Below are 24,649 nucleotides of genomic sequence, written 5' to 3'. Positions count from 1 at the left end.
AGAAGAGCCTCTACTGGGTCAGTTTTCGGTCAGCGGCAACAGCAGCATTTCAGATGACTCATGAAACGTTGGAAGAGATACCTGACGAAGAATGGTTAAAGACGTTCGACGTCAATGTCACGGCGATGTTTCGCATCTGCAACGCCGCGCTACCCAACATCGCAGCCAGCAGTTCCATCATCATCGCCAGTTCCGTCAATTCCGACGCACCAAGTCCCAGCCTGTTGGCGTATGCCATCACAAAAGGCGCCATCGCGCACTTCACCGCTAGTCTTGCCCAGATGCTTGGCAAGCGTGGTATTCGTGTTAATAGCGTCCCCCCGGGCCAGTTTGGACACCCATGATTGTGTCCACAATGTCCGAAGAGTCGGTGTAAAATTTCGGATCAACAACCCCTCTAGGTCGTCTAGGGCAACCTGTCGAGGTCGCGGCGATCTATGTCCTGCTTGCGTCAGATGAGGGCAGTTATATCTCAGGCGAACGCTACGGGGTAACCGGTGGCAAACCCATTTTGTGAGCTTCAGCGAGGGGCCTGTGAGACTTGATTGCATGCGCCGATTAGCATTTTCAGCGGGGGCAGTTAGCATAGAACGCATTCCGTTCCAAGGCCTCTAGTGCTGTACTGATGACTGCTGGCTCGCAAAACCCGCTACAGCGACGGCACTGCCATACCCATAAGTCGTCCACTCAATACCGCCGACTCGTCCATCGAAGGAACCGGAAACAGATAATGAAACACCGAAACAAAACAATGAGGGCGATGATTGAACTTCAGCGCCTACATTTTCAGCATCATTTTTCAATAATCATTCGGGTAAGTCCCGTTGGGCGTGCCACCGGGACGAAGACGCATAATACTACTCATACAAAGGAGATGGCGTGACTCCGTCTTGAGGATGTAGGTAAATACTGACCTACAATCGGCGTCGGAAGCCGGTCGTGAAAAATGACTAATTTATTCTTTGTATTGGTTAGTGACGTGGCGCAGCGCACTAACTAGAACGGATGAAAGCTCATCTATTGAATAAGGTTTTCGCAAAACCTCAAATCCAAAGCTCCCCTCTTGGGCAAGAATATCGCTGTAGCCAGACGTAAGTACGACAGGTAAAAGCGGATAAAATTTTCGAATCGCCTTGGCTAAATCTATCCCATTCATCCCTGGCATGACGACATCAGTCAGTACAATCGCGAAGCGATTCTCACAGCCGGCCAATTGCTCTAAAGCCGTCTCAGCATTCGATGCCAAGACGGGCCGGAAGCCAAGTTCTGAAAGAATATTGAGGCAAAATGCACCTACGTCGGGATTGTCCTCAACCAGGAGGATGCACGTTCCATGGTTTGCGTTCAGGCTTGCGGGTTCAGAAGTTCTGTCTAACTGCACATCTGTTTGCGCGTCCACGCGTGGAAGAAAAAGCCTGAAAGTAGTACCTTCGCCAACCTGACTTTCCACCAAAATTTCCCCCCCTGACTGCTTGGCGAACCCAAAGACTTGAGATAAGCCCAAGCCAGTGCCTTTTCCTTGCTCTTTTGTGGTAAAAAAAGGCTCAAATATAGTCTCCAAAATATCTGAAGAGATCCCGCTACCGGTATCGGTGACTGATACAACAACATAGTGACCAGTTAAAACCGGCTGTCGTCCGTCTGCGGGAATATGGTCGACGGATTCTACGCGAATACAAATTTTACCTAATCCGCCCATCGCATCACGAGCGTTAAGTACTAAATTCACAAGCGCAGTATCAAACTGATTAGCATCTGCAAAAATGAAACATGGTTTTTCTGATATTTCCATCACGATCGCGATCGTACTGCCTGATAGAGTTTCGAGCATGTCTCCTAAACCTTGGATGCTTTCACCTGCGGCGAACACCTCCGGTTTCAATGTTTGTCGCCTTGCGAATGCCAGAAGCTGTCCGGTAAGTCTTGAGGCGCGGTCGACCGTACTGGAAATAGCATCGGCGTACCGTTGGCGCTTATCTTCAGAAATTGTGGGACGCTTAAGCAAGTCACTGCAGGATTTTATTACCGTGAGAAGATTATTGAAGTCGTGGGCCACGCCGCCAGTAAGTTGTCCCACGGCTTCGAGCTTTTGCGCTTGCCGCAGGGCTGATTGAACAGCTTCAAGCTCAACCCTGGATTTGATCTCGTCAGTTACGTCGTGCGCAAAATAAAATGCGCCGATCACCCTTCCTGTTGAATCCAAGAGGGGTGTATAAGAAAAGTCGAAGCTACGTTGGTTAATCCCTTTTTCGCCAAATTCAGCAATCACGCGAAAAGTCTCTCCGTTCAAAGCACGGGCCATATGCGCATGGAGGCTGGCTCCTTGTACCGGGGACATCATATCCGGTAAAACCTCTCCATCCTTGGGTCGCACTCCATGTAACCGTTCAAATACGTCGAGATGCGCACGGTTAAACGCAACCTGGCGGAAATTAGTATCAAATACGCAAGTTGGAACCGCGTTAGCTTCAATGACGTCTCTGAACAAACGTAGCTTTGCTGTCCTTTCGGTAATTATATTTTCTAAGTTAGAATTGAGAATTCGAAGCTGTGCTTCATTTTCTAGTAGCGCCGCTTCTGCACGTTTACGGTCAGTAATATTGGAGGCCGCGCCCAACCATCCGGTGATGGCGCCGTGCTGATCGATCAACGGCACGGCACGCACATGCGCCCAGCCGACCGTTCCGTCTACTTGATTGACCGGATGCTCTATATGGTAGGTCGTTCGGGTTTGAATCGCGCGTTCGTATTCTGTGCGCACGGCATCCCGCGCATCGGCCGGAATATATTTCTCGAGCCATTTAGAGTTCGTGTCGTCGGTATTGCGAATGAAATCGCCACCGGTCAGCTGATGCAGTTGGCTCCAATCGGCGCTAATAGAGAAGCGCACCTCAGAGGACGATCTGATCAGTGCATCAAGCCTTTGCTCACTATCCATAAGAGCAAGAGTGGCTCTAACGTGATCAGTGGTGTCTTTGGCAAAACAGAGGACGCCTTTGATGGATCCGGCGTCGTCCCGGATAGGTGAGAACGAATAGCTCCACCAAGTGGTTATCTCTGCGCCACCCCTGACTGTGATGCTGGGAGTATCTGTCATTCGGTTAGCGCGGCCCGCAAGCGCTTCCGCCATTGAGTCCTGAACCGAGCTCCATACATTCTCCATTGAAACGGGGAATGGTGTTCCTACGAGATCCTGTAACCGCATTTCCTGAGCAGCACGATACGCATCATTACAAAAAAATAACAGCTTAGGCCCCCAGACAAGATACATGCTATCGCAAGAGCTGAGCATGAGTCCGAGGGCGTTACGAAGCGCACTAGGCCAACGTTCTGGAATGCCTATCGAGGTAGCAGACCAATCGTGACGGCGGATAAGCTCACCACTTTTGCCGCCTCCGATCAAAAATTGCCGTTCATGTTCTGGATTCACGTTGATCAGTCCCTTGTTGTCGAAAAAGGTCAAAGTGAGTTCTACCCATTCTAAATGCAGCGACGGACAAGCTGTAGGTTTTGCGCCGGAAGTGGGCAGGTAAAGCGGTTGCCGCCATGTTTACTACGTGACATTTTGTTTTCGCAGCTCAGGTTGCAGCGAACAAAGATGGAGCGTGTAGTCTGGCTTGGGAGAGGAGCCCGTCGCTGCCGGAATCTGTAATCTGCGCTCTTGAGTAGCCAGACTGGAAGCTTAGCTCGCCCGCCAGCTCACATCAGTTATGCCGTATCTCTCGGCCAGAGGCTTGGATATCATTTTCAACGGCGCCTTTCCTGGCTTTGGTATCGGGGTGATGCCCGCATCGCAGCTTGCCCAATGCCAAGCGTCTGCATTCTGCATCGTTTTGCTGCGGATGATGAAAGACTTGGGTTTCCCATGGAGCTTGTAGTCAATATGAAAGTTACTGGTCATAAGCTTCCGTGTTCCCCAGACGCAGATAATTAGGTCTAAATGATACGGGTCGAGCTTAGTATCAAGCGGTGATCCAAAAAATCGTCCCATCACCGTTTTAGACCATTTTCTCCGTTGCGGCTATCAGGGCATTTGGCCACTATTTTTTCTATCTGACCTTATTTTTAAATCTCATGCGCTCTTCTCTGGATGGTGGGGTGAGAAGCTAAGAGGTGCGCATAGCGGACGAGTAGGTGTAAGCAAAAGTCGTCACGAGCTCTTTTTCGGGGGCGTTCAGGTGCTGAGCTAGGACGGCGAACGTATCAGGGCAAGTTCCGTTTATGTTACCGTTGCGGATCGTCACCAAAAAGCGACTTGAGACGGAGTAAGGGTGACGCGTGGGCCGAAGCCATGCCGCGTCCGACTAGCTGTCGACGTATCGTGTCGCTAAGCTGCGGTAAAATATGCGCTACGATTATAGGTGGTAGTCTTTCAGGCGCGTTGAATACCGGCGCTGCAGGTCTGGCGGCAAGCTGAGGGAACGTGTGTCGCGGGATCTGGGCAGATGCTCAGTACAAATAATGGTGCGATCAACTAATCGATGGATTTCCGGTGGCTCCGTCTTACAGACGAAACCGACCAGAAGCAGCTAACCACATTCAAGGCCTGGGAATAGTCAAACGGGGTGCAACATAAATGCGATAGCGCCTATCAGATCTTCCATCGACCAAGGCTTATGTAGATAGATGGCCGTTGCCGGTATCGTCGCCGGGTCTATCAGATATCCTGATGTCAGAATGGCAGAAATACTAGGCCACCTTCCTTTGATCATCTCGATAAAATTCAGTACCTTGAATTTGCCCTAGCACCCTATGATCTGCAATCACAAGTCTACACTGACCATGTGCCTGCAACAGATAGGTTAACGCCTCGTCCGCCGTTTCAAACACCACTGCGCTTGCGCCCAGCTCCACCACGATATCTTTCATCAACGAGCGCAAAGTCGCATCGTCTTCGATGACAATCACCTCCCTTAGATTGGCGGTAGGCCTTCCAAATTTAGCTTCATTTGTCATTCCTCAGTCTGAGAACGAATCGGCATCTTTGATCAACGCCAGAGTCCAGGCCCTATGCTGAAAAGCCACACTCAGAACGATTCGTTTCGGTGCCTAGGTCAACGGATCCGTATTTGTTACAAGCCGAAGGTTGCCACTCATTGTTGATTTACTCGCTACGGGCCGAGGTATGCCGGGTCAAAAGGCGACTTTTCCTAAGCGTCATGCAGCGAGCCAAAATCTCAAAGGTCTCACATTTTTCATGCAATTGGTGCTCTCGTGACCGGGTAACGAAAAGATCTGCACCTTGGTCAGCCGTCTTCTTGGTCTCCTTAACGTCGTATCCAATGGTCTGGAAGATCTCAACCAGGAAGGCTTCAAACTGAAATCCATCCATGGCATCCACTAGGTACATGGTGATGAACTGGTTGGGATTGAAATGCTCCAGCTGGGATCCCAGCCGCTCGACGAGAATAGGGAGATCCATTCCGGTTGCCAATGGCAGTCCCTGATCACGCCGGTGCTGGCCACCGCGCTGGGTGTGAAAGAAGAACAGGTCACTATCCGCGCCTACATGCTGGGTGGTGGTTTCGGCCGTCGCCTTAACGATGACTACACCATTCCGGCGGCGCTGGCGTCGAAGGCGCTGGGTGGCAAACCGGTAAAAATGGTCATGAGCCGTTCACAGGATATGCAGTTCGATAGCCCGCGTTCCGCATCGGTGCAGCAGTTGAAGATGGCGTTCGATGCGGACAAGCGCGTGATTGCCACGGAACCCCACGCGACGGCGGGCTGGCCCACGCAAGTGATGGTCCCGGTCTTTATGCCCAAAGGTATCAATGGCCAACCGTTCGACCCCTTCGCCATCGCCGGTGCCGATCACTGGTACACGGTGGGCGCACAGAGGGTTCGCGCGGTATCCAACGACCTGGCCAACGCTTCGTTCCGTCCTGGCTGGCTGCGCTCGGTAAGCGCCGGCTGGACCGGCTGGGCTGTGGAAAGCTTTATGGACGAAGCGGCCCACCAAGTCGGCAAGGATCCGCTGGTATTTCGCCTGGATTTGTTGACTGCCGAAGGTCGCAATGCCGGCAGTGGTCCGATAGCCATTGGTGGTGCTTCCCGTCAGGCTGCCGTGTTGAAAAAGGCCGCTGCCATGATTGGCTGGGGGACGCAGCAGCCGACAGATACAGGGTTGGGTATTGCCTCGATCTTTGGCCAGGAAAGGGAGATGCCCACCTGGGTTGCCTGTGCCGTGCAGGTGCATGTCGATAAAGTCACTGGCCTGGTCGATGTACAGAAGCTCTATATCGTCGTGGATGCCGGTATTATCGTCGATCCCGATGGGGCCGAAGCCCAGTGTCAGGGCGCGGCACTATGGGGGCTATCGATGGCGTTGTTTGAAGGCAGCGAGTTGGTGAAAGGTAAATTCAAAGACTCCAACTTTGATACCTATACGCCGCTGCGTATGTTGCAGACGCCACCAGAGATCAAAATCGAGTTTATATCCAGCAAGGCAGCACCGTCCGGCTTGGGTGAGCCTGCCGTAACGCCGGTGGCCCCAGCCATTGCCAATGCCATTTACAACGCGGTAGGTGTACGTTTACGCAAATTGCACATGACGCCGGATGATGTGAAGGCGGCACTAAGCAAGGTGTAAACCAGTAAAGCCCGGTGATTTCATCGGGCTTTTTCATGGTGCGCCAGGCATGACGCGTAGCGCCGTGACTGGCGCTGTTCAGCTCATTATGGTGATGAGTTGGATGACTTGGAGGTGGAAGTCCTCTACACACCCGGCAAGGGGAAGTGTTAGCCGAAGGCAAGGGTGTCGCGGGCGACTGCGAATCTGAAGGAAGCCTTAGGCAAAATGCTGGCCTGACGAACAGGAAGCGGATGAGGCTGCGTAGCGGGGTGAGATGGCCATAATCATCAAAGCCCAATACTTGCACGGAACGCTACGACGTATATCCGACAGGCATAAGCAGGAAGGTCGCGCGAATTACCCTTGGAGATCTGCACGTTTGCCAGTGTGCTACCGAGCGCCGCGAGGCGACGGGATGAGCGTGCAGAAGTCAGCCGAGGCCGTGGTAAGTGGCAAGTAACTCTGCCACCAAGGGCCGCGCCAGTAGGCGTCAGAGTCTCGTCGAATACCGAAATGCAGAAATTTCTCCCAGAGAAGACTGTTACTCCGAATCCCGGACTGAATCCGAGGATGACGGCTGACAGCGCACAGGTATCGACGGCGTCTGTGACGTGGACGAACGCGGAGCCGGACACGCTGATGGAGCGGGTGCTTGCACCCGCCAACCTCAAGCGTGCCTATCACCGCGTAGTCAGCAACAAGGGCGCGCCAGATGCCGATGGCATGACGAGGGTTGGCCGGGATTCGCGCCAAATTCGCCAAAATGCAATTAAGCTTATGATTTAAAAGCTAAAACTGAATTTTGTAATCAATCGGTTTGATCTTCCGATCGAGGTCCAGGGCGTAGTCGCCAAAACGATTGATGTGGCTTGTCCGGTACGGCGATAGCGCCTTTAGGGGAGCCCGCAGAATTCTGAAAAGTGCGACACGAAGTCGCTTGCAGAAGTTGTTCCCACTTAAGTGGAGGGAACCGTCCGTGTCACCGGGTGAACCTACGGGCCTGAATCAAGAGCGGCCCGGACAATGCAACGAAGCGCCGGAAGGCGTGGGGTACCAATCGTGAGATGCGTACCTTTCTGGTAGCCATAAACTGGATGAGTGCTAGGTAGTTGGTATGGTGAAAACATTTGAACCCGCGTTAAAGATCGTGAATTCTAACAAGCGGAAATGGCTAACACGCTTGAGCCAAACGGCAATGGAGGTGGGAAGAGCGCCTTTTTCCTGCGCCTTCGTGACCCATATACCTTCCGGTCAATAGCGGGCACCTAACCCGACACACTTCAGCAGGCGGAACGTGGAAACTCCGTATCGCTCCCATGTGGGACAGCGGACCGTAAGGTCTACTTATGGCGGTGCGGAAACAGGAATGAGGACAAAGCGAATGCCGCCCTGTAGCGGGGCGGATAGGGGTTGAAACATCATCCCACGCGAAAGCGGGCCCACTTCCTTATGGTCTTTCTTCACCAGAGAATCTGTAGAACCACCTTAGCGGAAGGAAAGCAAATGAAGGCTGCATCTCGAGCTTGTGCACCCTCCGGCGTGGCCTGGGACGGCATCAATTGGCTCGAAGTCCAGCGTCAGGTAAGGCGGCTGCAGACCCGTATGGTGAAGGCTGTACAGGCCGGCAGACACAATAAGGCGAAAGCCTTGCAGTGGCTGTTGACCCACTCATTTTGCGGCAAAGCACTAGCCGTTAAACGGGTGTCTGAAAACAAAGGCAAGAACACCCCCGGAGTTGACAAGGTCACTTGGAAAACACCGGCGGCAAAGACCAATGCGATCGCGTCATTGAAGAGGCGGGATTATTCGACTCTTCCGCTTCGGAGGGTAATGATTCCGAAGAAAAACAGCAAAAAGACGAGGCCTCTCGGCATACCCGTGATGAAGTGCCGCGCCATGCAAGCATTACATCTGCTAGCTCTGGAGCCTATCGCGGAAACCACTGCAGACCTGAATTCCTATGGATTCAGGCCAAAACGCTCAACCGCTGACGCTGGAGAGCAATGTTTTACTGTTCTGGCGCAAACCGCGAGTGCGCAGTGGGTGCTGGAAGCCGATATTAGAGGCTGTTTTGACGAGATCAGTCACGACTGGATGGCCGCCAACATCCCTACGGATATGGTGGTTTTTAGGAAGTGGCTCAAGGCGGGATACGTTTATCAGAACGAGCTCTTCCCTACCGATGCCGGAACTCCGCAAGGAGGACTCATTTCACCGGTGGCAATGAACATGACATTGGATGGCCTCGAAAGGAGACTGGCGGAGAAGTTCCCGACAGTGAAACGAAAAGGAAAAGGCTTGAAAATGAACATGGTACGGTATGCGGACGACTTCATTATTACCGGCAGCTCGAAGGAATGGCTGGAGCTGGAGGTGAAGCCCGTCGTGGTGGAATTTTTGGCGGAACGTGGGCTCGACCTGTCGCCTGAAAAAACCAAAATAACGCATATCGGGGAGGGGTTTGACTTTCTCGGATGGAACTTCCGCAAGTACAACGGCAGGCTACTGATTAAGCCGTCGAAAGCAAATGTCAAAGGGCACTTAGGAAAAATCCGGGAAGTCATCAAGGCCAACAAGACGTCTAAACAGGCAAATTTGATAAGACTGCTTAATCCCATATTACGGGGATGGGTCAATTATCACTGTCACGTAGTCGCTAAGGCAACCTTCAATCGAGTTGATTCAATAGTCTGGTCAATGCTGTGGCAATGGGCATTAAGACGGCATCCGAACAAGGGAAAGCGCTGGGTCAAGAAGAAATATTTCAAGTCCCAGGGCACCCGCAACTGGGTGTTTTCTGCAACTGAAAAAGATGAAGATGGGACTAAGGGGGAGCGCAGTCCGGCGTTTTTCAAGGTAGTTGTCGCGTCCACCGTCGTGCTAAGCGACCTTTACGACCACTTTCAGCTCCCTCTCGGGGTTCAGGTACACCGTCCCGATCGGGTTCCAGTTACGTGTCTCACCTGACCATCGTTCCGGTTTTTTTTCCCGGGCCTGCCCGTAAATCATATCGCGCCGGGCCAGGATCTCCCGGTCTTTCCCCTCGTGACGTTGAGCCGGTGTCACGAAGCGGATTTTGCTATGACGATGCACGGTGTTATACCAGACCATAAAGTTTCTGACCCAGATACGCGCGTCCTCCAGGCTGCCAAACCCATCCTGCGGCCACTTCGGGCAGTACTTCAACGTCCTGAACAGCGATTCGGAGTACGGGTTGTCATTGCTGACACGCGGTCGCCCACGTGAAGGCGTGATGCCCAGGTCGTACATCTTGGTCAGCAGCGTCACTGACTTCATAGGAGCGCCGTTATCTGAGTGAAGCACCAGTGGTTGGCGCCAACACTGCTCTTGAGTCACGCTTCGTTGCAGTAACGCTGCTGCTTTTTCACCGCTCTCAGCTTTGTAAACCTCCCAGCCGACAGCCTTGCGGCTGTAGATATCCTCGATCAGGTACAGGTAGTAAAACTTCCCTCGAACCGGCGACGGCAAGTACGTAATATCCCACAACCACACCTGGTTGGCGGCTGTGGCCGCATAGGTGGTAGGCGCTTCATGACGATGCGGTCGTTTGGCCCGTGAGCGATGTTGCTGCTGACCTGCGGCATGTAATACCCGATAAAAAGTGGCCTCTGGAGGCCATGTAACAGCCCTCGTCAGCCAGCTGTGGCACGATCTGACTTGGCGGCAGATGGGCGTAGGCCTTGCTATTGCACAGCGTCACGATGTTCTGTCGCTCCAGCTCGCTCAAAGCATTTTTCGGCGTTGGCCTGACCGTTGTAGTACGTCCATCTGCCAGAATTTCCTGCGCCACACTCCAGCGCTGCAGCGTTCGTAGCGAAATGCCGACTTCCAAACAAGCAGGCGCCCTGCGGGCGCCCGCTGCGATGGCTTCATTGAGCCAACCGACGAGTAGATACCGTTCTGGCAACAAGGTCAGCTGTCCTCGTCGTCGCTCCCCCAGTAGGCATTGAGCTTTTTTCGCAGCACCAGCAAAGCCGCGGTTTCGGCCAACGCCGCATCCTTGCGACGCAACTCACGCTCAAGCTCGCGGATTCGATTTTTATCATTCTTCGACTGGCCGACGACTACATTTTTGACCTTTGTGTGCTGACTACTGCTGGCAATAAAGGCGTTGCGCCAATCAGTAATTTGCTCGGGAAATATCCCCTTGCGTCGGCAATACTCGCCCAACTCCAGCTCCGATAGGGCTGAAGCCTCGATAATGACAGCCAGCTTGGATTCGGCCGACCAATTGTCGACAGGTTGCTTGGCTTCGGACAATGGCGTACCTCTGGCAGCAGCTTGCTTGCGCCAATAATGGAGAGACATATCGCTGCAACCTTCACGGCGCGCGACCTCCGCCGCCGAAAGGCTCAGGGGCGGAAGCATCATTTTCAGCAGCGCAGCTTTACGTTCTTCTGAATAGAAAGGCATGACCATACTCTTGCCGCCCCCGGAATGCTTTTAAAAAGCGGGGGACACGACAACTACCCTGACACCGGGGGCACGAGTGGCACCTATAGGCCACTGAAAGACCCAAACCCTGGCATTTTTGCGCCATTAGAATGACCAATATTGGCATTCTTAAGTCAGCACAACGGGACGTGTGACCAAGGGGGCAGATATGAAGGAATCAGACCATGACCTGAGCCCCCAAAAGCGCGATGGTCATTGCCCAACTTTACAGCTTGGCCGAGACGATAAACCCAACGGCGAGCCTATGCATAGCTACGCCACGCACTCGACGGCTGCCAACGGCGACATCGGTTGAAGATTAGGAAGCCCTGCTGCCGTAGAGCTGCACACCAGAATCGCCCAGCCAAGCACGCAGCCGATTTTGAGGTCTCGGGGTTCATGGAGCGCTTACGTTTGAATTCATAGACAGACAGGCTATAACCAGTAGAGCAGAGCCTTTTCCCACGCTGTTTATCCATCGATTTCGACAAAAAATTATTTGAACCATCTCCCTTTAGCCAGACACTAACTCAGGTGCTTATAAATCGCACCACGCATTAAACCTTCAGGAGCACTGCTAATGAAAGCCATTATTTATAACGGGCCTCACGACGTCAGCATTCAAAACGTTCCCGATGCAAAGATTGAAAAAGCAACTGATGTACTGGTCAGAATTACCACGACCAATATTTGCGGCTCTGACTTGCACATGTACGAAGGGCGCACCAGCTTTGAAACTGGCAGAATCCTGGGCCATGAGAACATGGGTGAAGTCATCGAGGTTGGTGCAGCAGTTGATCGCGTGAAAGTGGGCGATATGGTCTGTCTGCCGTTCAACATCGGTTGTGGTTTCTGCGAAAACTGCGAACGGGGCCTGACTGGCTACTGCCTGACCGTTAACCCCGGCAGTGCGGGTGGTGCCTACGGTTTTGCGGACATGGGCCCTTACCAGGGCGGCCAGGCTGAACTGCTGCGCGTGCCTTATGCGGACTTTAATTGCCTGGTGCTCCCTGAAGACGCCAAGGAAAAAGAAGACGATTACGTTATGCTCTCGGACATTCTACCTACCGGCTGGCACGCGACTGAATTGTCCGGGCTGTTACCGGGTGAGAGCATCGCCATCTACGGTGCAGGTCCCGTTGGCCTGATGGCAGCTCATGCAGCGATGATCAAAGGCGCGTCGCAGGTATTTGTTGTCGACAGCCATCCAGACCGTTTGGCACTGGCGGCCAAGCTGGGCGCGACGCCGATCAACACCGCACAAACGCAAGCCGTGGAGCAGATCCTTAATCTGACTAACGGCAGAGGCACTGACCGTGGCTGCGAGTGCGTGGGTTATCAATGCTGCGACAAGCATGGTCATGAAGCGAATCACGAGACTATGAATAACCTGGTCGCCTCCACCAAGCCAACCGGCGGTATTGGTGTCGTGGGTGTCTTCGTGCCGCAGGATCCGAACGCCGCAACCGACTTGGCGAAAGAAGGCAAAATGGCTTTCGACTTCGGTTCTTTCTGGTTCAAGGGTCAGCAGATCCGTACTGGTCAGGCTAACGTCAAAGCGTACAACCGTCGCCTGGCCGAACTGATTCATCATGACCGTGCCAAGCCATCGCAGATCATTTCGCACAGATTGAAGTTGTCTGAAGGTCCGGAAGCGTACAAGCAATTTGATGCGCGGGCCGACGGTTGGACCAAAGTCGTACTTAAACCATCGGCGTAAGCGTCCCGCACAATCAGTTGAGGTACCTTGAAGCCGGCATCTGATCGACGCCTCGTGGGCGGTCCGTGCAAGCGAAACTCTCGCTTTTCTCCGGATTACCTCCGCGAAATTCAGGTAACGCAGGGTAGGCACACACGGGTCGCTCTTTGCTAGGCGAGCCATTCTCAGCGGGTTGGCGGGCTATCAGGACCGAAGGGGCTTTATCTCCTTCGGTCTATGCTACGAGCGTCATTAATGCATCGTTGTGCACGGCGGATGGCACATCCGCTGAAAACGGCTGGCCTATATTAGTCACACCCGGCCCACCCAAGCAGTGCCCCATGCCTGGCACAAGAAACAGTCGCACAAAATCCTTTTGCCCCTTCCGCTTCCCAGTGCTGGCCACAACTCGATCGTAGTAATTGATGCCCAGGTCGTACATCTTGATCAGCAGCGTCACTGACTTCATAGGAGCGCCGTTATCTGAGTGAAGCACCAGTGGTTGGCGCCAACACTGCTCTTGAGTCACGCTTCGTTGCAGTAACGCTGCTGCTTTTTCACCGCTCTCAGCTTCGTAAACCTCCCAGCCGACAGCCTTGCGGCTGTAGATATCCTCGATCAGGTACAGGTAGTAAAACTTCCCTCGAACCGGCGACGGCAAGTACGTAATATCCCACGACCACACCTGGTTGGCGGCTGTGGCCGCATAGGTGGTAGGCGCTTCATGACGATGCGGTCGTTTGGCCCGTGAGCGATGTTGCTGCTGACCTGCGGCATGTAATAGGTTAACACCTCATCCTGGGTCCAGGTAGCGGTGTGGTATTGGCAGCCGTCAGTGCCGGCGCGAACCAGCCTTCGATCATCGCGCCCGCGTAGCTGTCGTCAGCGGTTTTCTCGGCACCCAACAGATTGCGTGGCGTGTGGCAGGCGGCGCAATGGCTCAAACCCTCGGCGAGATAGGCACCGCGGTTCCATGCTTCGCTCTTGCCGGCGACCGGCCGATAGCTACCCTGATCCATAAACAGCAGCTTCCAGCCGGCTTGCAGGGCACGGATGTTGAACGGGAACGGCAGAGTATTCTGCTGCGCCGGCGCGCTCACCGGCTCCCGCGTCATGAGGAAGGTATAGAGCGCCCGCACATCCTCGTCGGTGACCTTGGTGAAGTGGTCGTAGGGGAATGCGGGATAAAGATGCGAACCATCGCGGGAGACGCCTTCGTGCATGGCCCGCATGAATGCCGCCTCGGACCAGCGGCCGATTCCGCTATCCGGGTCGGGCGTGATGTTGGTCGAATAGATGACGCCGAAAGGGGTAGGCATTCCATAGCCGCCGGCATAGGGCTGGCCACCCTTCATCCTGTGGCAGGTCGCGCAGTAGCCTGCGCCGGCCAAGGCTTCACCCTTGGCAACCAGCTCGGCGGGGAAGCCCGCAACCGAGCCCGGAGCGATGGGGGCGATGGTCGGCCGCCAGACCAGGGCGAAAAACAACACCGCACCCAGGACGACCAGAATTGCCAAGCCGATGGATATCCGCTTAATCAAGACCGACCTCCTTAGCCCGGAGAGCTGATCTGGCTGAGTATAGCCGTGCTCGGCTCCTGTCCATTCAGGCTGACGTGTGGCAGCTAAATCTGAGGTTGGCGCAGCGCGGTTAAATCATGAAAACCAGCGCCGAATAGAGGCATACGCCGACTAGAAAAGCCGGAAAAGAGCTTGAGCGTGCCGCCGAAAACTCCTCCTGGATGACCATCAACACCATGCTGTCGGCCACAAAGGAGAGCAGAAATGTCACGATCGGTGGTGATATCACCGTCATCAGCCCAATGGCCCAGCCAAGAGGAATCGCTGCTGAGAGGACCCAGCGACCGGTACTGAGAAAAGAGCTCTTGTGCAGCTCCAACAAGCGGTGGTCGACGACGAGAAAGTGCATGGCGATCGAGTGGGTGAAGAGCTGTGTACAGAAGTAGCCAGACTATCCATTTACGTCGACCACTAAGCGGCCACGAAGCTTGCCCTCGATGATCTTCTGCGCCGCCCCCACAACTTGGTCCAAGGGAATGGTTGCGGCGAGAGACGAAAGAGTCTCTCGGTTGAGATCGCGGTCCAGGCGTTTCCAGGCCGCGTCACGGAACTCGTGGGGGGCCATGACGCTATCAATTCCCGCAAGGGTGACGCCTCGTAGAATGAAGGGGGCGACACTGGCGGGAAACTCCATTCCTTGAACGAGTCCGCACGCGGTGACTATCCCCCGGTAGCGGGTCTGGGCGCAGGCGTTGGCCAGGGTATGCGAGCCGACCGCATCGATCACGGCTGTCCAGCGCTCCTTCTGGAGTGGCTTGCCGGGAGCAGCCAGTTCCTCGCGCTCGATAATGTCCGTGGCGCCCAACTGCTCGAGGTAGTAGCGCTCCTGAGGTTTCCCAGTGGCTGCAACCACACGGTAGCCTTGGGCCGCCAACAGCGCTATGGCGATCGAGCCGACACCGCCTGTTGCACCGGTAACCAATACTTCACCGTCCTCGGGTTGTACGCCATGCTTCTGCACGGCATCGACCGATAGCGCGGCTGTATATCCTGCCGTACCGATAGCCATGGCTGCCCAAGTGCTTAAACTGTCGGGGAGACGAATCAGCCAGTCGGCTGGTACTCGTGCACGCTGGGCCAGACAGCCCCAGTGGCGCTCGCCGGCGCCCCAGCCATTGAGTACGACGCGCTGACCGGATAGAAAGCGCGGGTCGTCGCTTTCCAGCACCAGGCCGGCGCCATCGATTCCGGGCACCATGGGCCATTGACGTACCACAGGCGAGTGATCTGTCAGGGCTAGCGCATCCTTGTAGTTGAGGGTCGAGTACTCAACGCTGATGAGCACTTCACTACCGGCCGGTAAGTCCTCATCCTCCAGCTCAGTCACACGAGCAGAGAACCCCTGCTGGTCCTTGTTAAGCAATACTGCCTTGAAACTCATGAGCAATCCCCACGGATAATGATTTGATGCCTCACCACGCCGGCTTATGCTGACATGACGAAGTCAGGTAGAACGAACTGACCGAGTTCCTCAATGACCTCACCTGCGGGGCGTTGGCCGTATTTCAAATTGATGATCACATGGTTAACGCCGATCTCCTGCAAGCTGTGCAGCAGCGGGATCAGATGATGTCGCCCCAGTTGATAGCCCAGGTGGATCGGCCGAGGTGGTGTCTGCGGGTTATCTGTCAGATCGATGTATAGCGACTGGGTGAAGGGTTTGAACAGTTCACCACATTCGGCACGAACCGCCGTGCGCCAGTCCTCGATAATCAGCTGCTGAGTCTTCGGTGCACGCGGATAGCTGATCCAGCCATGACTGCAGCGGGCGATCCACTCCAGCGTCTGGCGGCTATGGCCGGTGACGAAGAAAGGAATTTCCGCCGTGGTCGGCTTGGGAATCAGATCGGCCCCCTCAAGCATGCCGCCGGACCAGGTCAAAGGCACGAAACTGCTGCGCTGAACCTCGCGAAATACCTTGAGGTATTCGCGGAACAGGCTGTCGCGTTGCTCCGGGTCGACACCGAATGCCGGAAACTCTACTGGACGGTCACCGGAAGCCACGCCGAGTAACAGGCGGCCACCGCTGAGCTGATCGACACTAGTTGCGGCCTTGGCGGTGTGTAGGGGATTGCGGATTGGCAGGATGACCGACGCGGTGCCCAGCGCAATCGAGCGAGTGTGTGCCGCCATAAAACCCAGGTAGACCCAGGGATCGAAGACCTGGCCCGAATCACCGAAGCTGGGGTCGCGTAACGGCACGTCGCGAAACCAGAGGGCGGAGAAACCCAGCTTCTCGGCGCGTTGGGCCAGGTTCACTTGGTCGAGCATACTCGGCGTATCGCCGGTAAAGGCTTCGAGGGGGAAGAAAAGACCTAGGCTCAGGCGGCCTTGGCGGTAGGTGTGCTGAAAGCCAGGTTGTTGCTGATAGGGAATGGAATTCGGAGTTAACATCTTCTCTCCTACATATTTCAAAATATAGATTTTGAAGGGCTGAAAAAACCCCTGCGAGCAGGCATCAAATCAGCGCTTTCAAGGCCACCTGGAACGCTGCGATGTTCTGCTCATGGCGTTTGTAATAAGTCCAGGGACCGATGCGTTGTGAGGTCACCAGTTGCGCCCGCTGCAAGGCAGCGAGATACAGCGAAACGGTCGACTGCGACAGGCCTACCCGATCCTGGATGATGCTCACGCAGACACCGACCTGCTCAGGATCCACCTCCTGCTCGGGGAAATGATGACGCGGATCCTTCAGCCAACTGAGGATGTTCAGGCGGGTTGGGTTGTCTAGCGCCTTCAGCGCTTCGCTTACGTCGATACTCATAGGTCACGCACGATAACTATTTTTTGCGATATTACGATATGCCCGCTCAACCGACAATGCGCCGACCCCCGAACCGTATCGCTCGGGGGCCGGCACCTCGAGCGGACTATCCGCCATAGGTCGGATAGTCGGTGTAGCCGACAGCGGTTCCGCCGTACATGCTGGCCGGATCGACCGGGTTCAGCGGCCAGCCATTGGCAATCCGCTTGGGCAGGTCCGGGTTGGCGATGAACGGACGGCCGAAGGCGACCAGATCGCCCCAGCCCGCCTCGAGCACACGCTTGCCTCGCTCGGCGGTGTATTTGCCGGCATAGAGGATGCGCCCGCTGAAGACCTCGCGCACCGCGCTGCGGAAGCTTTCCGGCAGCTCCGGTGCGTTTTCCCAATCCGCCTCGGCCAGCGACAGATAAGCGATGCCGACTTCTTCGAGCACCTTGACCGCTTCGACATAGGTCTCGTGTGGGTTTTCTTCGACCAGGCCGAGATATACGCGGGCCTCGTCGGTGCTGGCGAACAACGGGGCGAAACGCACGCCGAGCCGGTCTTTACCGACCACCGCGGCCACCGCCTGGGTCACCTCACGGAGGAAGCGCAGACGATTTTGCAACGAGCCGCCGTACTCGTCGTCGCGCTGATTGCTGTGCGCGGAAATGAACTGGTTGATAAGATAACCGTTGGCGGAGTGGATTTCCACGCCGTCGAAACCGGCGTCGAGGGCGTTGCGAGCGGCCTGTGCATAGAGCTGTACCAGCTCCTTGACCTCGGCGGCGGTCAGTGCACGTGGCATCGAAGGCGGCGCCAGGGCGCCGGTGCCGGGACCTGTCTCGATGAATACGCTGACGCCCTCGGCCGGGATCGCCGATGGCGCCACCGGGGCTTCGCCATTGGGTTGCAACGAGGTGTGCGAGACCCGGCCGACATGCCAGAGCTGGGCGAAGATGGTGCCGCCCTCGGCGTGTACCGCATCGGTCACTTTGCGCCAGCCGAGGATCTGTTCGGCACTGTGGATGCCCGGGGTCCAGGCGTAGCCCTGGCCGCGCGGCTCGATCTGGGTGCCCTCGGTGACCATGAAGCCGGCACCGGTACGCTGGCGGTAGTAGGTCGCCATCAGGTCATTGGGAATGTTGCCTGGCTGCGAGCTACGCGAACGGGTCAGCGGCGGCAGGACGATGCGGTTTTTCAGGCTGTAGGGGCCCAACGTGGTGCTTTCGAAAAGAATGGAATCTTTCATGTGTAACTACCTATATATTTGCGTTTGTAGATAAGTAGATGCTAGTGCCTGGACAGGCACCTCTCGAGCGCTCCGTTTAGAACAGGCCGGTGGACGTTCAAGCTCAGTCGCGTCCCTGCCGCCGCAAAGCGGCAGGGACGCGACTGGAGCGCCTTGTTGGGTTTGCTTAGCCGGGTAGCTTGGCCGCCAGGACGTCAACCTTCTCGATTGACGGCGGTTTGGCAAACAGCTCGGCAGCCTTTGCCATAAGCGCCGCTGCGACCTTGCCCGAAAGATGAGCCTGCCGACCTGCTTCATCCGGGAAGACATCAAAGATGCCAAAGGTGGACGGCCCCAAGCGGATTCCGAACCACGCCGTAGTGGCTGGCTCTTCCTCCACTATTGGAAGGCCATCCAAGAGAAAGTTCTCTACCTCTTTCTCTTTCCCAGGTTTTGCTTCCAGACGAACGAACAACGCTACTTTGACCATGACGTGCCTCCTGTTGTTACGACGACATTACCGTGCGTGACGCATTCCAGTAATGCCCAACGCGATATTCGCCGATTTGCCGCCCAGCTCCAGCGTGGCGGGGATGAAGGGGCAGCGTCGAGTCATTTCCGCAGTCGCGGGAAAGGCGACTCTGCCCTCTCCTGGTCTTTCACGAACTGCCTCTACCGAGATACCGTGACGACGATCTTGCCAAACTGCTGGTTCGATTCCATGTAACGGTGCGCTTCGACGATCTGCTCGAAGGGGAAGGTCTTGGCAATGATCGGCTTCAGCTGTCCGGCCTCGAGGCCGCGCGTGATAAAAGCTTGCGCAGGCGCCAAGCGTTGCGGATCACCGGTCAGTTCGAACAGCGTGTAGCCGCGCACGCTCAGGGCCTTGTTCATCGCTGCCAAGGCCGGGAACGGCGTCTCCTGACCGCTGAGATTGCCATAGATGAAAAGCAGGCCCTGCTGACTCATCGCTTGCGCCAGTGTTTCGACTTGCGGCCCCGCGACCGGGTCGAAGGCGATGCGCGCGCCGCGGCCGTCGGTGATCCGCATTACCTCCGCGACCAGGTCCTGCTCCTCGGTGGCGATCACATGCGCCGCCCCCGCCTCGCGTAGCGCCGCCTCCTTCGCGCGCGTCCGGGTCGTCGCGATCGGAATGGCGCCGACGCTGTTGGCGATCTGGATCGCGGCCAAGCCGACGCTGCTCGAAGCCGCCGTGATGATCACCGCATCACCGCGCTTGAGTTGGGCAATCTCGATCAGTGCGCCATAGGCGGTCAGATACTGCATCCAGATCGCCGCCCCCTTCACCGCGCCGACGCCCGCCGGCCGCTTCAGAACCCCCGTGGCCGGCACGATCGCCTGCTCGGCATAGACGCCAAACTTGTTCATGGAAAAAGCCGGAATCACGCTGACCGCTTCGCCAACCTCGAAGCCGTGAACGCCGCTGCCCAGCGCCTCGACGATGCCGGAAGCTTCGTAGCCGAGCCGGGCCGGCAGCTGCGTCGGCTCCAGGTACACACCCGAGCGGAACATGGCTTCCGCGCGATTCAGGCCGATCGCCTCGACGCGGATGCGCAGCTCGCCGGAGCCCGGAGCGCCAACTTCGAGCTCTTCGATCTGCAAGACTTCGGGGCCGCCGATCTGATGAAAACGGACAACACGGGTCATTTTGGGTCACCTTCTATTGAGGGATGGGAGCAGTGAGCCAGCCCTTGGCTGGCGCAGGTTAGCCGCCCCGCGCGTTACAACGTCGCTTCGGTCTGTGTGTCCGGCGCGTGGCTACTTCACGGGTATGCAAATGCTATTCGCCATATCTAGATTTGTAAATATGTAATTTTAATAATTTTATGCCCGTCCCTGCTCCCCCTATCTACGCTGCCTATGAACTCTCCCTGTCGAAAAAAATGCTGCCATCCGCTAAGTGCGCCACGGATGGTTCGCTCTTCGCCGGTCATCTGGGTCGCCTATGTAATCATGCCGTTATTTGCGCTCGCCAATGCCGGCGTAAGCCTTGATGGCGTCAATCTGGCCAATGAAGGCTCTTTGACGGTCATGCTCGGTGTGTCGTTGGCACTGCTCATGGGCAAGCCACTCGGCGTTCTTGTCAGCAGTTGGACGTTGGTTCGCCTGGGTTGGTGCCGTCTCCCAGAGGGCATGACGTGGTCCTGGATGTGGCTGATCGGTTGCCTGGCGGGCATCGGCTTCACCATGTCCATCTTTATTGCGTCACTCGCGTTCAACGATGACAGTCTACTGAGTGCGGCCAAGCTGGGCGTGCTGCTTGCCTCGGCAGTAGCCGGAGTGATTGGCTTGGTGTTTGGACGTATTATTGTCTTGCGAATGAAAGTAGCCGAAGGTTTGCCAGGTACCCGGCCGTCCGAGTGAGGCAAACCTGCTGGGCTGGATAGCTGGCGCTCTTGCGCACATTCTGTTTCGGCGCAATTCTGACGGGCATCTTGGTGTTGAAACGGTTGGCCCGCGAAAACGAGAGTTCGATCTGAAAGTTGTTTCGAAAAGTGCCTGCTACACTGTCACTTCATCCGTGTAATACCCCTCAGGCCGCCTCAGTGCGGCCTTTTTTCATCACCCGTATCGGGTGCTAGGCTCTGTACGTAAACCCAAGAAATACGATTTTCTGTAAAATACACCGCCATTAAAGCCAGGAGGCCAAGATGGCAAAGCGGTATGAACTCCCCGACGCAGCCTGGGATCTGGTTGCAGATATCTTCACCAAAAATCAGCGCACCGGGCGCCCTCGGGCCGATGATCGCCTGATGCTAAACGGTATTCTCTGGGTGCTTTGCTCTGGCGCAGCCTGGCGAGACATGCCCGAACGATTCGGCCCTTGGTCAACGATCTATCAACGGTTCCGGGGATGGCGTGATTGCGGAGCTTTTGATCAGATGCTCAAGCGTCTTCATATCCGATTGAATGAGCAGGGTTTGATTGACTTGGAAACATGGATGATCGACTCCACTGCCGTACGAGCAACCCGGGCCTCATCAGGTGCCGGGAAAAAAGGGGATTTGAAGAACCGCAAGACCACGCGCTCGGGCGCAGCCGGGGTGGCCTGACGACCAAGATTCACATGCTGTGCGACGCCAATGGTGTGCCTCTGCGTTTCCTGTTGTCAGGCGGACAAGCCAGCGATATAGCCTATGCCCAACCGCTACTCGATCAGGCTTGCATACCCAGCCTGCGCGGTCGCCCACGCAAGCGTTGCCGCTGGTTGCTGGCTGACAAGGGTTACGACGCTGAAGCGCTGCGCCAGTATTGTGATCGTTATCGCATGCAGCCAGTCATTCCGTTGCGAAGCATGAAGCGCAAAACCAAGCCAGGATTGCCTCGACTTTTTGATCGCCCCAAATATCGGCAGCGCAACATCATCGAACGCATGTTTGGCTGGCTGAAGGAGAACCGTCGCATCGTGACGCGCTTCGACAAGCTCGCAACAAGTTTTGCGGCGATGGTCTCATTGGCCTGCGCTATGCGGTGCTTGCGACAATACTTTACGTACAGAGCCTAGGGGTCGAGTGTTCGAATCACTCCGTCCCGACCATTTAACTCCAAAAAATCCAGTCACTTAGCGGTGACTGGATTTTTTTATGCCTCAACGTTTATGAGGTAGAAGCAATTTTGCCCCACTTTTTGCCCCACCGAGAGTTTTCCCGAGTTTTGTAGTGCGCTGCTTGGCACAACCGGATGGGGCTTCATTGGGAGTCGCTCAGGGCCATAGGTGCGGATGGTCAAACAATGGAGAAATGCGATAGAAGCTTAGAGGTGAAACCCATGCAGAGCCGATGTGTGCAGGTGGCTGATGAAGGGCAGGTGTGAGCATTCATGACTCAGCCCGCACAGTCACACCGATTGCTGTAAGCCACGTCACTATGTGCTGAGTAACTGAGATCTGCGGCATCGTTCCACCCAAGATATTGCCCAGTGTGCGCGCTTTCATGACCTGGCTCCAGGGATCGTCCAGAGGAAGAGCTAAACGCATGGCGGACAAGCACTTGTAGGGCAGACGGGAAGCCTCGCTAAATGGAATCCTGTGAAAAATGGCCCTAACATGTTATGCCTAAAAACATCACATCAGCACTGTTCGGCGAATTACCCATGCCGAAATATTGGCGCCAAAATGCCTTTCAAAAAGTTAGTGGAAAATCTCCGTAAGGTCAGGTTGAATACGCCAAGGATGGCAAGTGGCCACGCGGAGTGTGTGAAAGGAAATGCCAACAAACGTAAATACCGCTTTCAATAAATTTTTCGACGAAATTGTAAATTTAGCTACGGAAGACAGCAGATCAGCTCGTACGGATCGGGACAATCTTCGTAGCCGTATCCAAGGGCTACAGTCCCAAGTGGCTTACTTCCCCGCTTTGTATACGGAAGCTGACATCAATTTCGGCTCATTTGCGCGGAAGACAAAAAAACGTCCGCTGGATGACGTCGATATGTTTTTCTGTATAAAGGGTAACGGGGCACATTACAATGAGGGGCTGGACGGCGTCATAAAAATTCACGTTACTGACTCCAGCACCAATCTTTACCAGTTCACGAATAGTGACAATGAGACCTTGAACTCGATCAAGGTTCTGAATAAGTTCAAGTCGTCTGTCGAGTCCGTATATGCCTATAGAAGCTCTGAGGTGAACAGGCGGCAGGAAGTGGTGGTGCTGAAGCTTAACAACAAAGACTGGTCATTTGACATCGCTCCCTGCTTCCTCACAGCGTCAGTGAATGATAAGAATTTTTATCTAATCCCTGATGGTGCGGGGAATTGGAAGAAAGCAGATCCGAGAGTTGACCAAGAAAGGACAACGCGGGTTAATCAGAAACATGATGGCAAAATCCTAAATATTATTAGGGTTATGAAGTACTGGAATGCGCGCGCAACCATGCCGACAATGTCTTCGTACCTCTTAGAAAATATAATTGTCAACTATTATGAAGCTGCTTACAGTTGCTCGGGGTACATTGATCTAGAACTGCCGAATGTGTTCCAAGCCGTGCGTGATGCCGTTTTCTCGACTGTACCTGATCCGAAAGGTTTCCAGAGCGATCTAAACGATCTGAGCTTTGATGATAAGCTAAAAATCTATACGCGAGCAGGGCTGGATAAGGATAAGGCTGTGGAAGCTCGACGGTTGGAAACGGTCTGCTCAACGCACAAAGAATGCATTAATAAGTGGCGGGAAATATTTGGTTCTGAATTTCCGGAGTACGGCTGATGGGAATCCGAACCAAGCAAAACGATCATTACTTTCTGGTGCGGCTCGCTGCGGCACGCAGATTGTATACTCTGGCCAAGCAAGGTCAGAATTTTTATTTTATGCTAAACGTTGTCCTGGTCAGTATTTTGGCATTCCTGTCGATTGCTTTAAATAGCGCAGTGGTGGGTGACTATTTCGATTTTGAGCCTATCGATATTTCAAAGCTCGTTGCTGTTTCATCCGTTATTGTCCTGACGCTAGATAAATTTTTGGTCACTGGGATGATAGAAAAACATAAGGAGGAAGCAGCGAAGATTCAGGACCAAGCGGACAGAAAGCTTTTCGGTTTTGAGTGGAATGCTCCTTTGGCAGGTTCTGCGCCCAATTCTGCTCTGGTAGCTAAGCATGGTGAATGGCTTCTTAAGAAGAAGGGTAAAGCGCCATTTGAAAATTGGTATGCGCTGAGGGATGACAAATTGATTCATCCCTATCAGATACTGATTTGTCAAAATGCCTGTCTCTCGTGGGATACCAACCTGCGCTCCAAAGTGAACAATGCCTTATTGATTGCAGGCCTGGTGATTTTTGGTGCAGCCCTTGGATTGAGTATTTACCTGGACCTGTCAACAGCGAACGCTTTGACGAATTTGGCGGCATTGGCAGGGCCAGTCGCTGATTTTGGCTATACAGTGTATGTCGGGAACAAGAAGACGATCGAGGATACTACACGCCTCATAGATCACCTTACAGATGCCATAGAGAGCCCAACCCATAACGAGAGTGAGCTTCTCAAGATGTGCAGAATGGTGCAGGACCAGTTGTATATCAAGCGGCGTGACAGCTGGCCTATCCCCGACAGTCTCTATCAATGGCTTCGTGATCGTGAAGAGAACGTGATGGTCAATAGCGCTGTCGACTTAGAGTCTCAGCTTCTTGCTAAACAGGTTGCGGTGAGCGGCGCGCCCGCTGCCACCACCCCATAAAGGACGCAATAAGTAAATTTTCTGCCTATGAATCATGTCGTACGTCATAAGTCATGGCATCTTGGTTAGCATAGCAACCTGTCCCGGCTCTCGCTGACCATCAGCCTAACGACCAAGAGTGTCGACTCAAGGCTTCCCCGTTCTCCATCGTGCTAAATGTCTATCCTTGTAGGT

The 24,649-nt window shown here is 54.8% G+C and carries 17 protein-coding genes and 6 pseudogenes; 9 read left to right on the top strand and 14 right to left on the bottom strand.

Annotation, left to right across the window (positions count from 1 at the left end; all coding sequences use genetic code 11):
* Positions 1–41: 41 nt before the first annotated feature.
* Positions 42–517: pseudogene (locus RHM69_RS09720) on the top strand (SDR family oxidoreductase); the annotation flags it as partial.
* Between the two features lie 438 nt (positions 518–955).
* On the opposite strand, the gene RHM69_RS09715 reads toward RHM69_RS09720, so the two are convergent.
* From RHM69_RS09715 to RHM69_RS09700, 4 genes and pseudogenes are all read right to left on the bottom strand, one after another.
* Entirely contained in the window at positions 956–3,463 is a 2,508-nt protein-coding gene (locus RHM69_RS09715; RefSeq protein WP_083263079.1) for a PAS domain-containing protein, read from the bottom strand.
* 219 nt (positions 3,464–3,682) lie between these two features.
* Positions 3,683–3,901, bottom strand: coding sequence for a DUF6555 family protein (locus RHM69_RS09710; protein WP_083263080.1), 219 nt, complete (start codon positions 3,899–3,901; stop codon positions 3,683–3,685).
* A gap of 788 nt (positions 3,902–4,689) precedes the next feature.
* Positions 4,690–4,956: a hypothetical protein gene (locus RHM69_RS09705; protein WP_256557791.1), complete on the bottom strand. Its 267-nt coding sequence runs from the start codon at positions 4,954–4,956 to the stop codon at positions 4,690–4,692.
* A 262-nt stretch (positions 4,957–5,218) separates the two neighbouring features.
* Positions 5,219–5,413, bottom strand: a pseudogene (locus RHM69_RS09700) (restriction endonuclease); the annotation flags it as partial.
* Here RHM69_RS09700 and RHM69_RS09695 point away from each other — a divergent pair.
* The 3 genes and pseudogenes from RHM69_RS09695 (at position 5,375) to ltrA (ending at position 9,541) form a co-directional block, all read left to right on the top strand.
* Complete coding sequence (locus RHM69_RS09695) at positions 5,375–6,592, top strand: xanthine dehydrogenase family protein molybdopterin-binding subunit (RefSeq protein WP_213554580.1); 1,218 nt, start codon at positions 5,375–5,377, stop codon at positions 6,590–6,592. The pseudogene RHM69_RS09700 and the gene RHM69_RS09695 sit on opposite strands and share 39 nt — an antisense overlap.
* A 495-nt stretch (positions 6,593–7,087) precedes the next feature.
* Positions 7,088–7,303: pseudogene (locus RHM69_RS09690) on the top strand (group II intron reverse transcriptase/maturase); the annotation flags it as partial.
* A gap of 774 nt (positions 7,304–8,077) precedes the next feature.
* Complete coding sequence (ltrA, locus tag RHM69_RS09685) at positions 8,078–9,541, top strand: group II intron reverse transcriptase/maturase (RefSeq protein WP_083263081.1); 1,464 nt, start codon at positions 8,078–8,080, stop codon at positions 9,539–9,541.
* Here the strand turns inward: ltrA and RHM69_RS09680 are convergent.
* Positions 9,455–11,008, bottom strand: a pseudogene (locus RHM69_RS09680) (IS3 family transposase). The gene ltrA and the pseudogene RHM69_RS09680 overlap by 87 nt on opposite strands.
* Positions 11,009–11,609: 601 nt before the next feature.
* Here RHM69_RS09680 and RHM69_RS09675 point away from each other — a divergent pair.
* A complete protein-coding gene (locus RHM69_RS09675) occupies positions 11,610–12,749 on the top strand; it encodes a glutathione-independent formaldehyde dehydrogenase (protein ID WP_069557589.1) in 1,140 nt (379 codons plus the stop codon).
* A gap of 403 nt (positions 12,750–13,152) precedes the next feature.
* Here RHM69_RS09675 and RHM69_RS09665 read toward each other — a convergent pair.
* The 9 genes and pseudogenes from RHM69_RS09665 to RHM69_RS09625 all read right to left on the bottom strand — a co-directional run.
* Positions 13,153–13,512 (bottom strand): annotated as a pseudogene (locus RHM69_RS09665) (DDE-type integrase/transposase/recombinase); the annotation flags it as partial.
* A gap of 1 nt (position 13,513) precedes the next feature.
* Positions 13,514–14,269: a c-type cytochrome gene (locus RHM69_RS09660; protein WP_069557590.1), complete on the bottom strand. Its 756-nt coding sequence runs from the start codon at positions 14,267–14,269 to the stop codon at positions 13,514–13,516.
* 109 nt (positions 14,270–14,378) lie between these two features.
* The gene (locus tag RHM69_RS09655) at positions 14,379–14,657 is read right to left on the bottom strand and encodes a hypothetical protein (protein ID WP_069557591.1); all 279 of its coding nucleotides are present in this window, start codon (positions 14,655–14,657) and stop codon (positions 14,379–14,381) included.
* Positions 14,658–14,699: 42 nt separating this feature from the next.
* On the bottom strand, positions 14,700–15,689 hold the full coding sequence (locus RHM69_RS09650) for an MDR family oxidoreductase (RefSeq protein WP_069557592.1): 990 nt from the start codon (positions 15,687–15,689) through the stop codon (positions 14,700–14,702).
* 44 nt (positions 15,690–15,733) lie between these two features.
* Positions 15,734–16,702 (bottom strand): LLM class oxidoreductase, encoded by a 969-nt coding sequence (locus RHM69_RS09645; RefSeq protein ID WP_069557593.1) that lies wholly within the window; start codon positions 16,700–16,702, stop codon positions 15,734–15,736.
* A gap of 64 nt (positions 16,703–16,766) precedes the next feature.
* Positions 16,767–17,072 (bottom strand): ArsR/SmtB family transcription factor, encoded by a 306-nt coding sequence (locus RHM69_RS09640; protein ID WP_017735055.1) that lies wholly within the window; start codon positions 17,070–17,072, stop codon positions 16,767–16,769.
* 106 nt (positions 17,073–17,178) lie between these two features.
* Positions 17,179–18,303: an alkene reductase gene (locus tag RHM69_RS09635; protein ID WP_044275549.1), complete on the bottom strand. Its 1,125-nt coding sequence runs from the start codon at positions 18,301–18,303 to the stop codon at positions 17,179–17,181.
* A 166-nt stretch (positions 18,304–18,469) separates the two neighbouring features.
* Positions 18,470–18,772, bottom strand: coding sequence for a putative quinol monooxygenase (locus tag RHM69_RS09630; protein ID WP_069557594.1), 303 nt, complete (start codon positions 18,770–18,772; stop codon positions 18,470–18,472).
* Positions 18,773–18,954: 182 nt separating this feature from the next.
* Positions 18,955–19,950, bottom strand: a complete 996-nt coding sequence (locus RHM69_RS09625) for a zinc-dependent alcohol dehydrogenase family protein (protein ID WP_069557595.1) — start codon at positions 19,948–19,950, stop codon at positions 18,955–18,957.
* Between the two features lie 264 nt (positions 19,951–20,214).
* Between RHM69_RS09625 and RHM69_RS09620 the strand changes: the two genes are divergently transcribed.
* The 4 genes and pseudogenes from RHM69_RS09620 (at position 20,215) to RHM69_RS09605 (ending at position 24,475) form a co-directional block, all read left to right on the top strand.
* Entirely contained in the window at positions 20,215–20,667 is a 453-nt protein-coding gene (locus RHM69_RS09620; protein WP_069557596.1) for a Na+/H+ antiporter NhaA, read from the top strand.
* Positions 20,668–20,954: 287 nt separating this feature from the next.
* Positions 20,955–21,808 (top strand): annotated as a pseudogene (locus RHM69_RS09615) (IS5 family transposase).
* Between the two features lie 700 nt (positions 21,809–22,508).
* The gene (locus RHM69_RS09610; protein WP_069557597.1) at positions 22,509–23,510 is read left to right on the top strand and encodes an SMODS domain-containing nucleotidyltransferase; all 1,002 of its coding nucleotides are present in this window, start codon (positions 22,509–22,511) and stop codon (positions 23,508–23,510) included.
* Positions 23,510–24,475: an S-4TM family putative pore-forming effector gene (locus RHM69_RS09605; RefSeq protein ID WP_069557598.1), complete on the top strand. Its 966-nt coding sequence runs from the start codon at positions 23,510–23,512 to the stop codon at positions 24,473–24,475. The genes RHM69_RS09610 and RHM69_RS09605 overlap by 1 nt, the downstream gene beginning before the upstream one ends.
* Positions 24,476–24,649: the final 174 nt, after the last annotated feature.

Origin of the sequence: Pseudomonas sp. CCI1.1 (assembly GCF_034348165.1) — a bacterium.
Taxonomy (GTDB): Bacteria; Pseudomonadota; Gammaproteobacteria; order Pseudomonadales; family Pseudomonadaceae; genus Aquipseudomonas; species Aquipseudomonas paracarnis.
Note: the sequence above shows the minus strand (reverse complement) of the source record. Positions and strands in the feature narration are given on the sequence as shown.

Bases quoted from the DNA above. Each gene is read 5' to 3' on its own strand.
- RHM69_RS09710 (WP_083263080.1), bottom strand. From the start codon at position 3,901: ATGACCAGTAACTTTCATATTGACTACAAGCTCCATGGGAAACCCAAG.
- RHM69_RS09705 (WP_256557791.1), bottom strand. From the start codon at position 4,956: ATGACAAATGAAGCTAAATTTGGAAGGCCTACCGCCAATCTAAGGGAG.
- RHM69_RS09695 (WP_213554580.1), top strand. From the start codon at position 5,375: ATGCTCCAGCTGGGATCCCAGCCGCTCGACGAGAATAGGGAGATCCAT.
- ltrA (WP_083263081.1), top strand. From the start codon at position 8,078: ATGAAGGCTGCATCTCGAGCTTGTGCACCCTCCGGCGTGGCCTGGGAC.
- RHM69_RS09675 (WP_069557589.1), top strand. From the start codon at position 11,610: ATGAAAGCCATTATTTATAACGGGCCTCACGACGTCAGCATTCAAAAC.
- RHM69_RS09655 (WP_069557591.1), bottom strand. From the start codon at position 14,657: ATGCACTTTCTCGTCGTCGACCACCGCTTGTTGGAGCTGCACAAGAGC.
- RHM69_RS09650 (WP_069557592.1), bottom strand. From the start codon at position 15,689: ATGAGTTTCAAGGCAGTATTGCTTAACAAGGACCAGCAGGGGTTCTCT.
- RHM69_RS09645 (WP_069557593.1), bottom strand. From the start codon at position 16,702: ATGTTAACTCCGAATTCCATTCCCTATCAGCAACAACCTGGCTTTCAG.
- RHM69_RS09640 (WP_017735055.1), bottom strand. From the start codon at position 17,072: ATGAGTATCGACGTAAGCGAAGCGCTGAAGGCGCTAGACAACCCAACC.
- RHM69_RS09635 (WP_044275549.1), bottom strand. From the start codon at position 18,303: ATGAAAGATTCCATTCTTTTCGAAAGCACCACGTTGGGCCCCTACAGC.
- RHM69_RS09630 (WP_069557594.1), bottom strand. From the start codon at position 18,772: ATGGTCAAAGTAGCGTTGTTCGTTCGTCTGGAAGCAAAACCTGGGAAA.
- RHM69_RS09625 (WP_069557595.1), bottom strand. From the start codon at position 19,950: ATGACCCGTGTTGTCCGTTTTCATCAGATCGGCGGCCCCGAAGTCTTG.
- RHM69_RS09620 (WP_069557596.1), top strand. From the start codon at position 20,215: ATGGTTCGCTCTTCGCCGGTCATCTGGGTCGCCTATGTAATCATGCCG.
- RHM69_RS09610 (WP_069557597.1), top strand. From the start codon at position 22,509: ATGCCAACAAACGTAAATACCGCTTTCAATAAATTTTTCGACGAAATT.
- RHM69_RS09605 (WP_069557598.1), top strand. From the start codon at position 23,510: ATGGGAATCCGAACCAAGCAAAACGATCATTACTTTCTGGTGCGGCTC.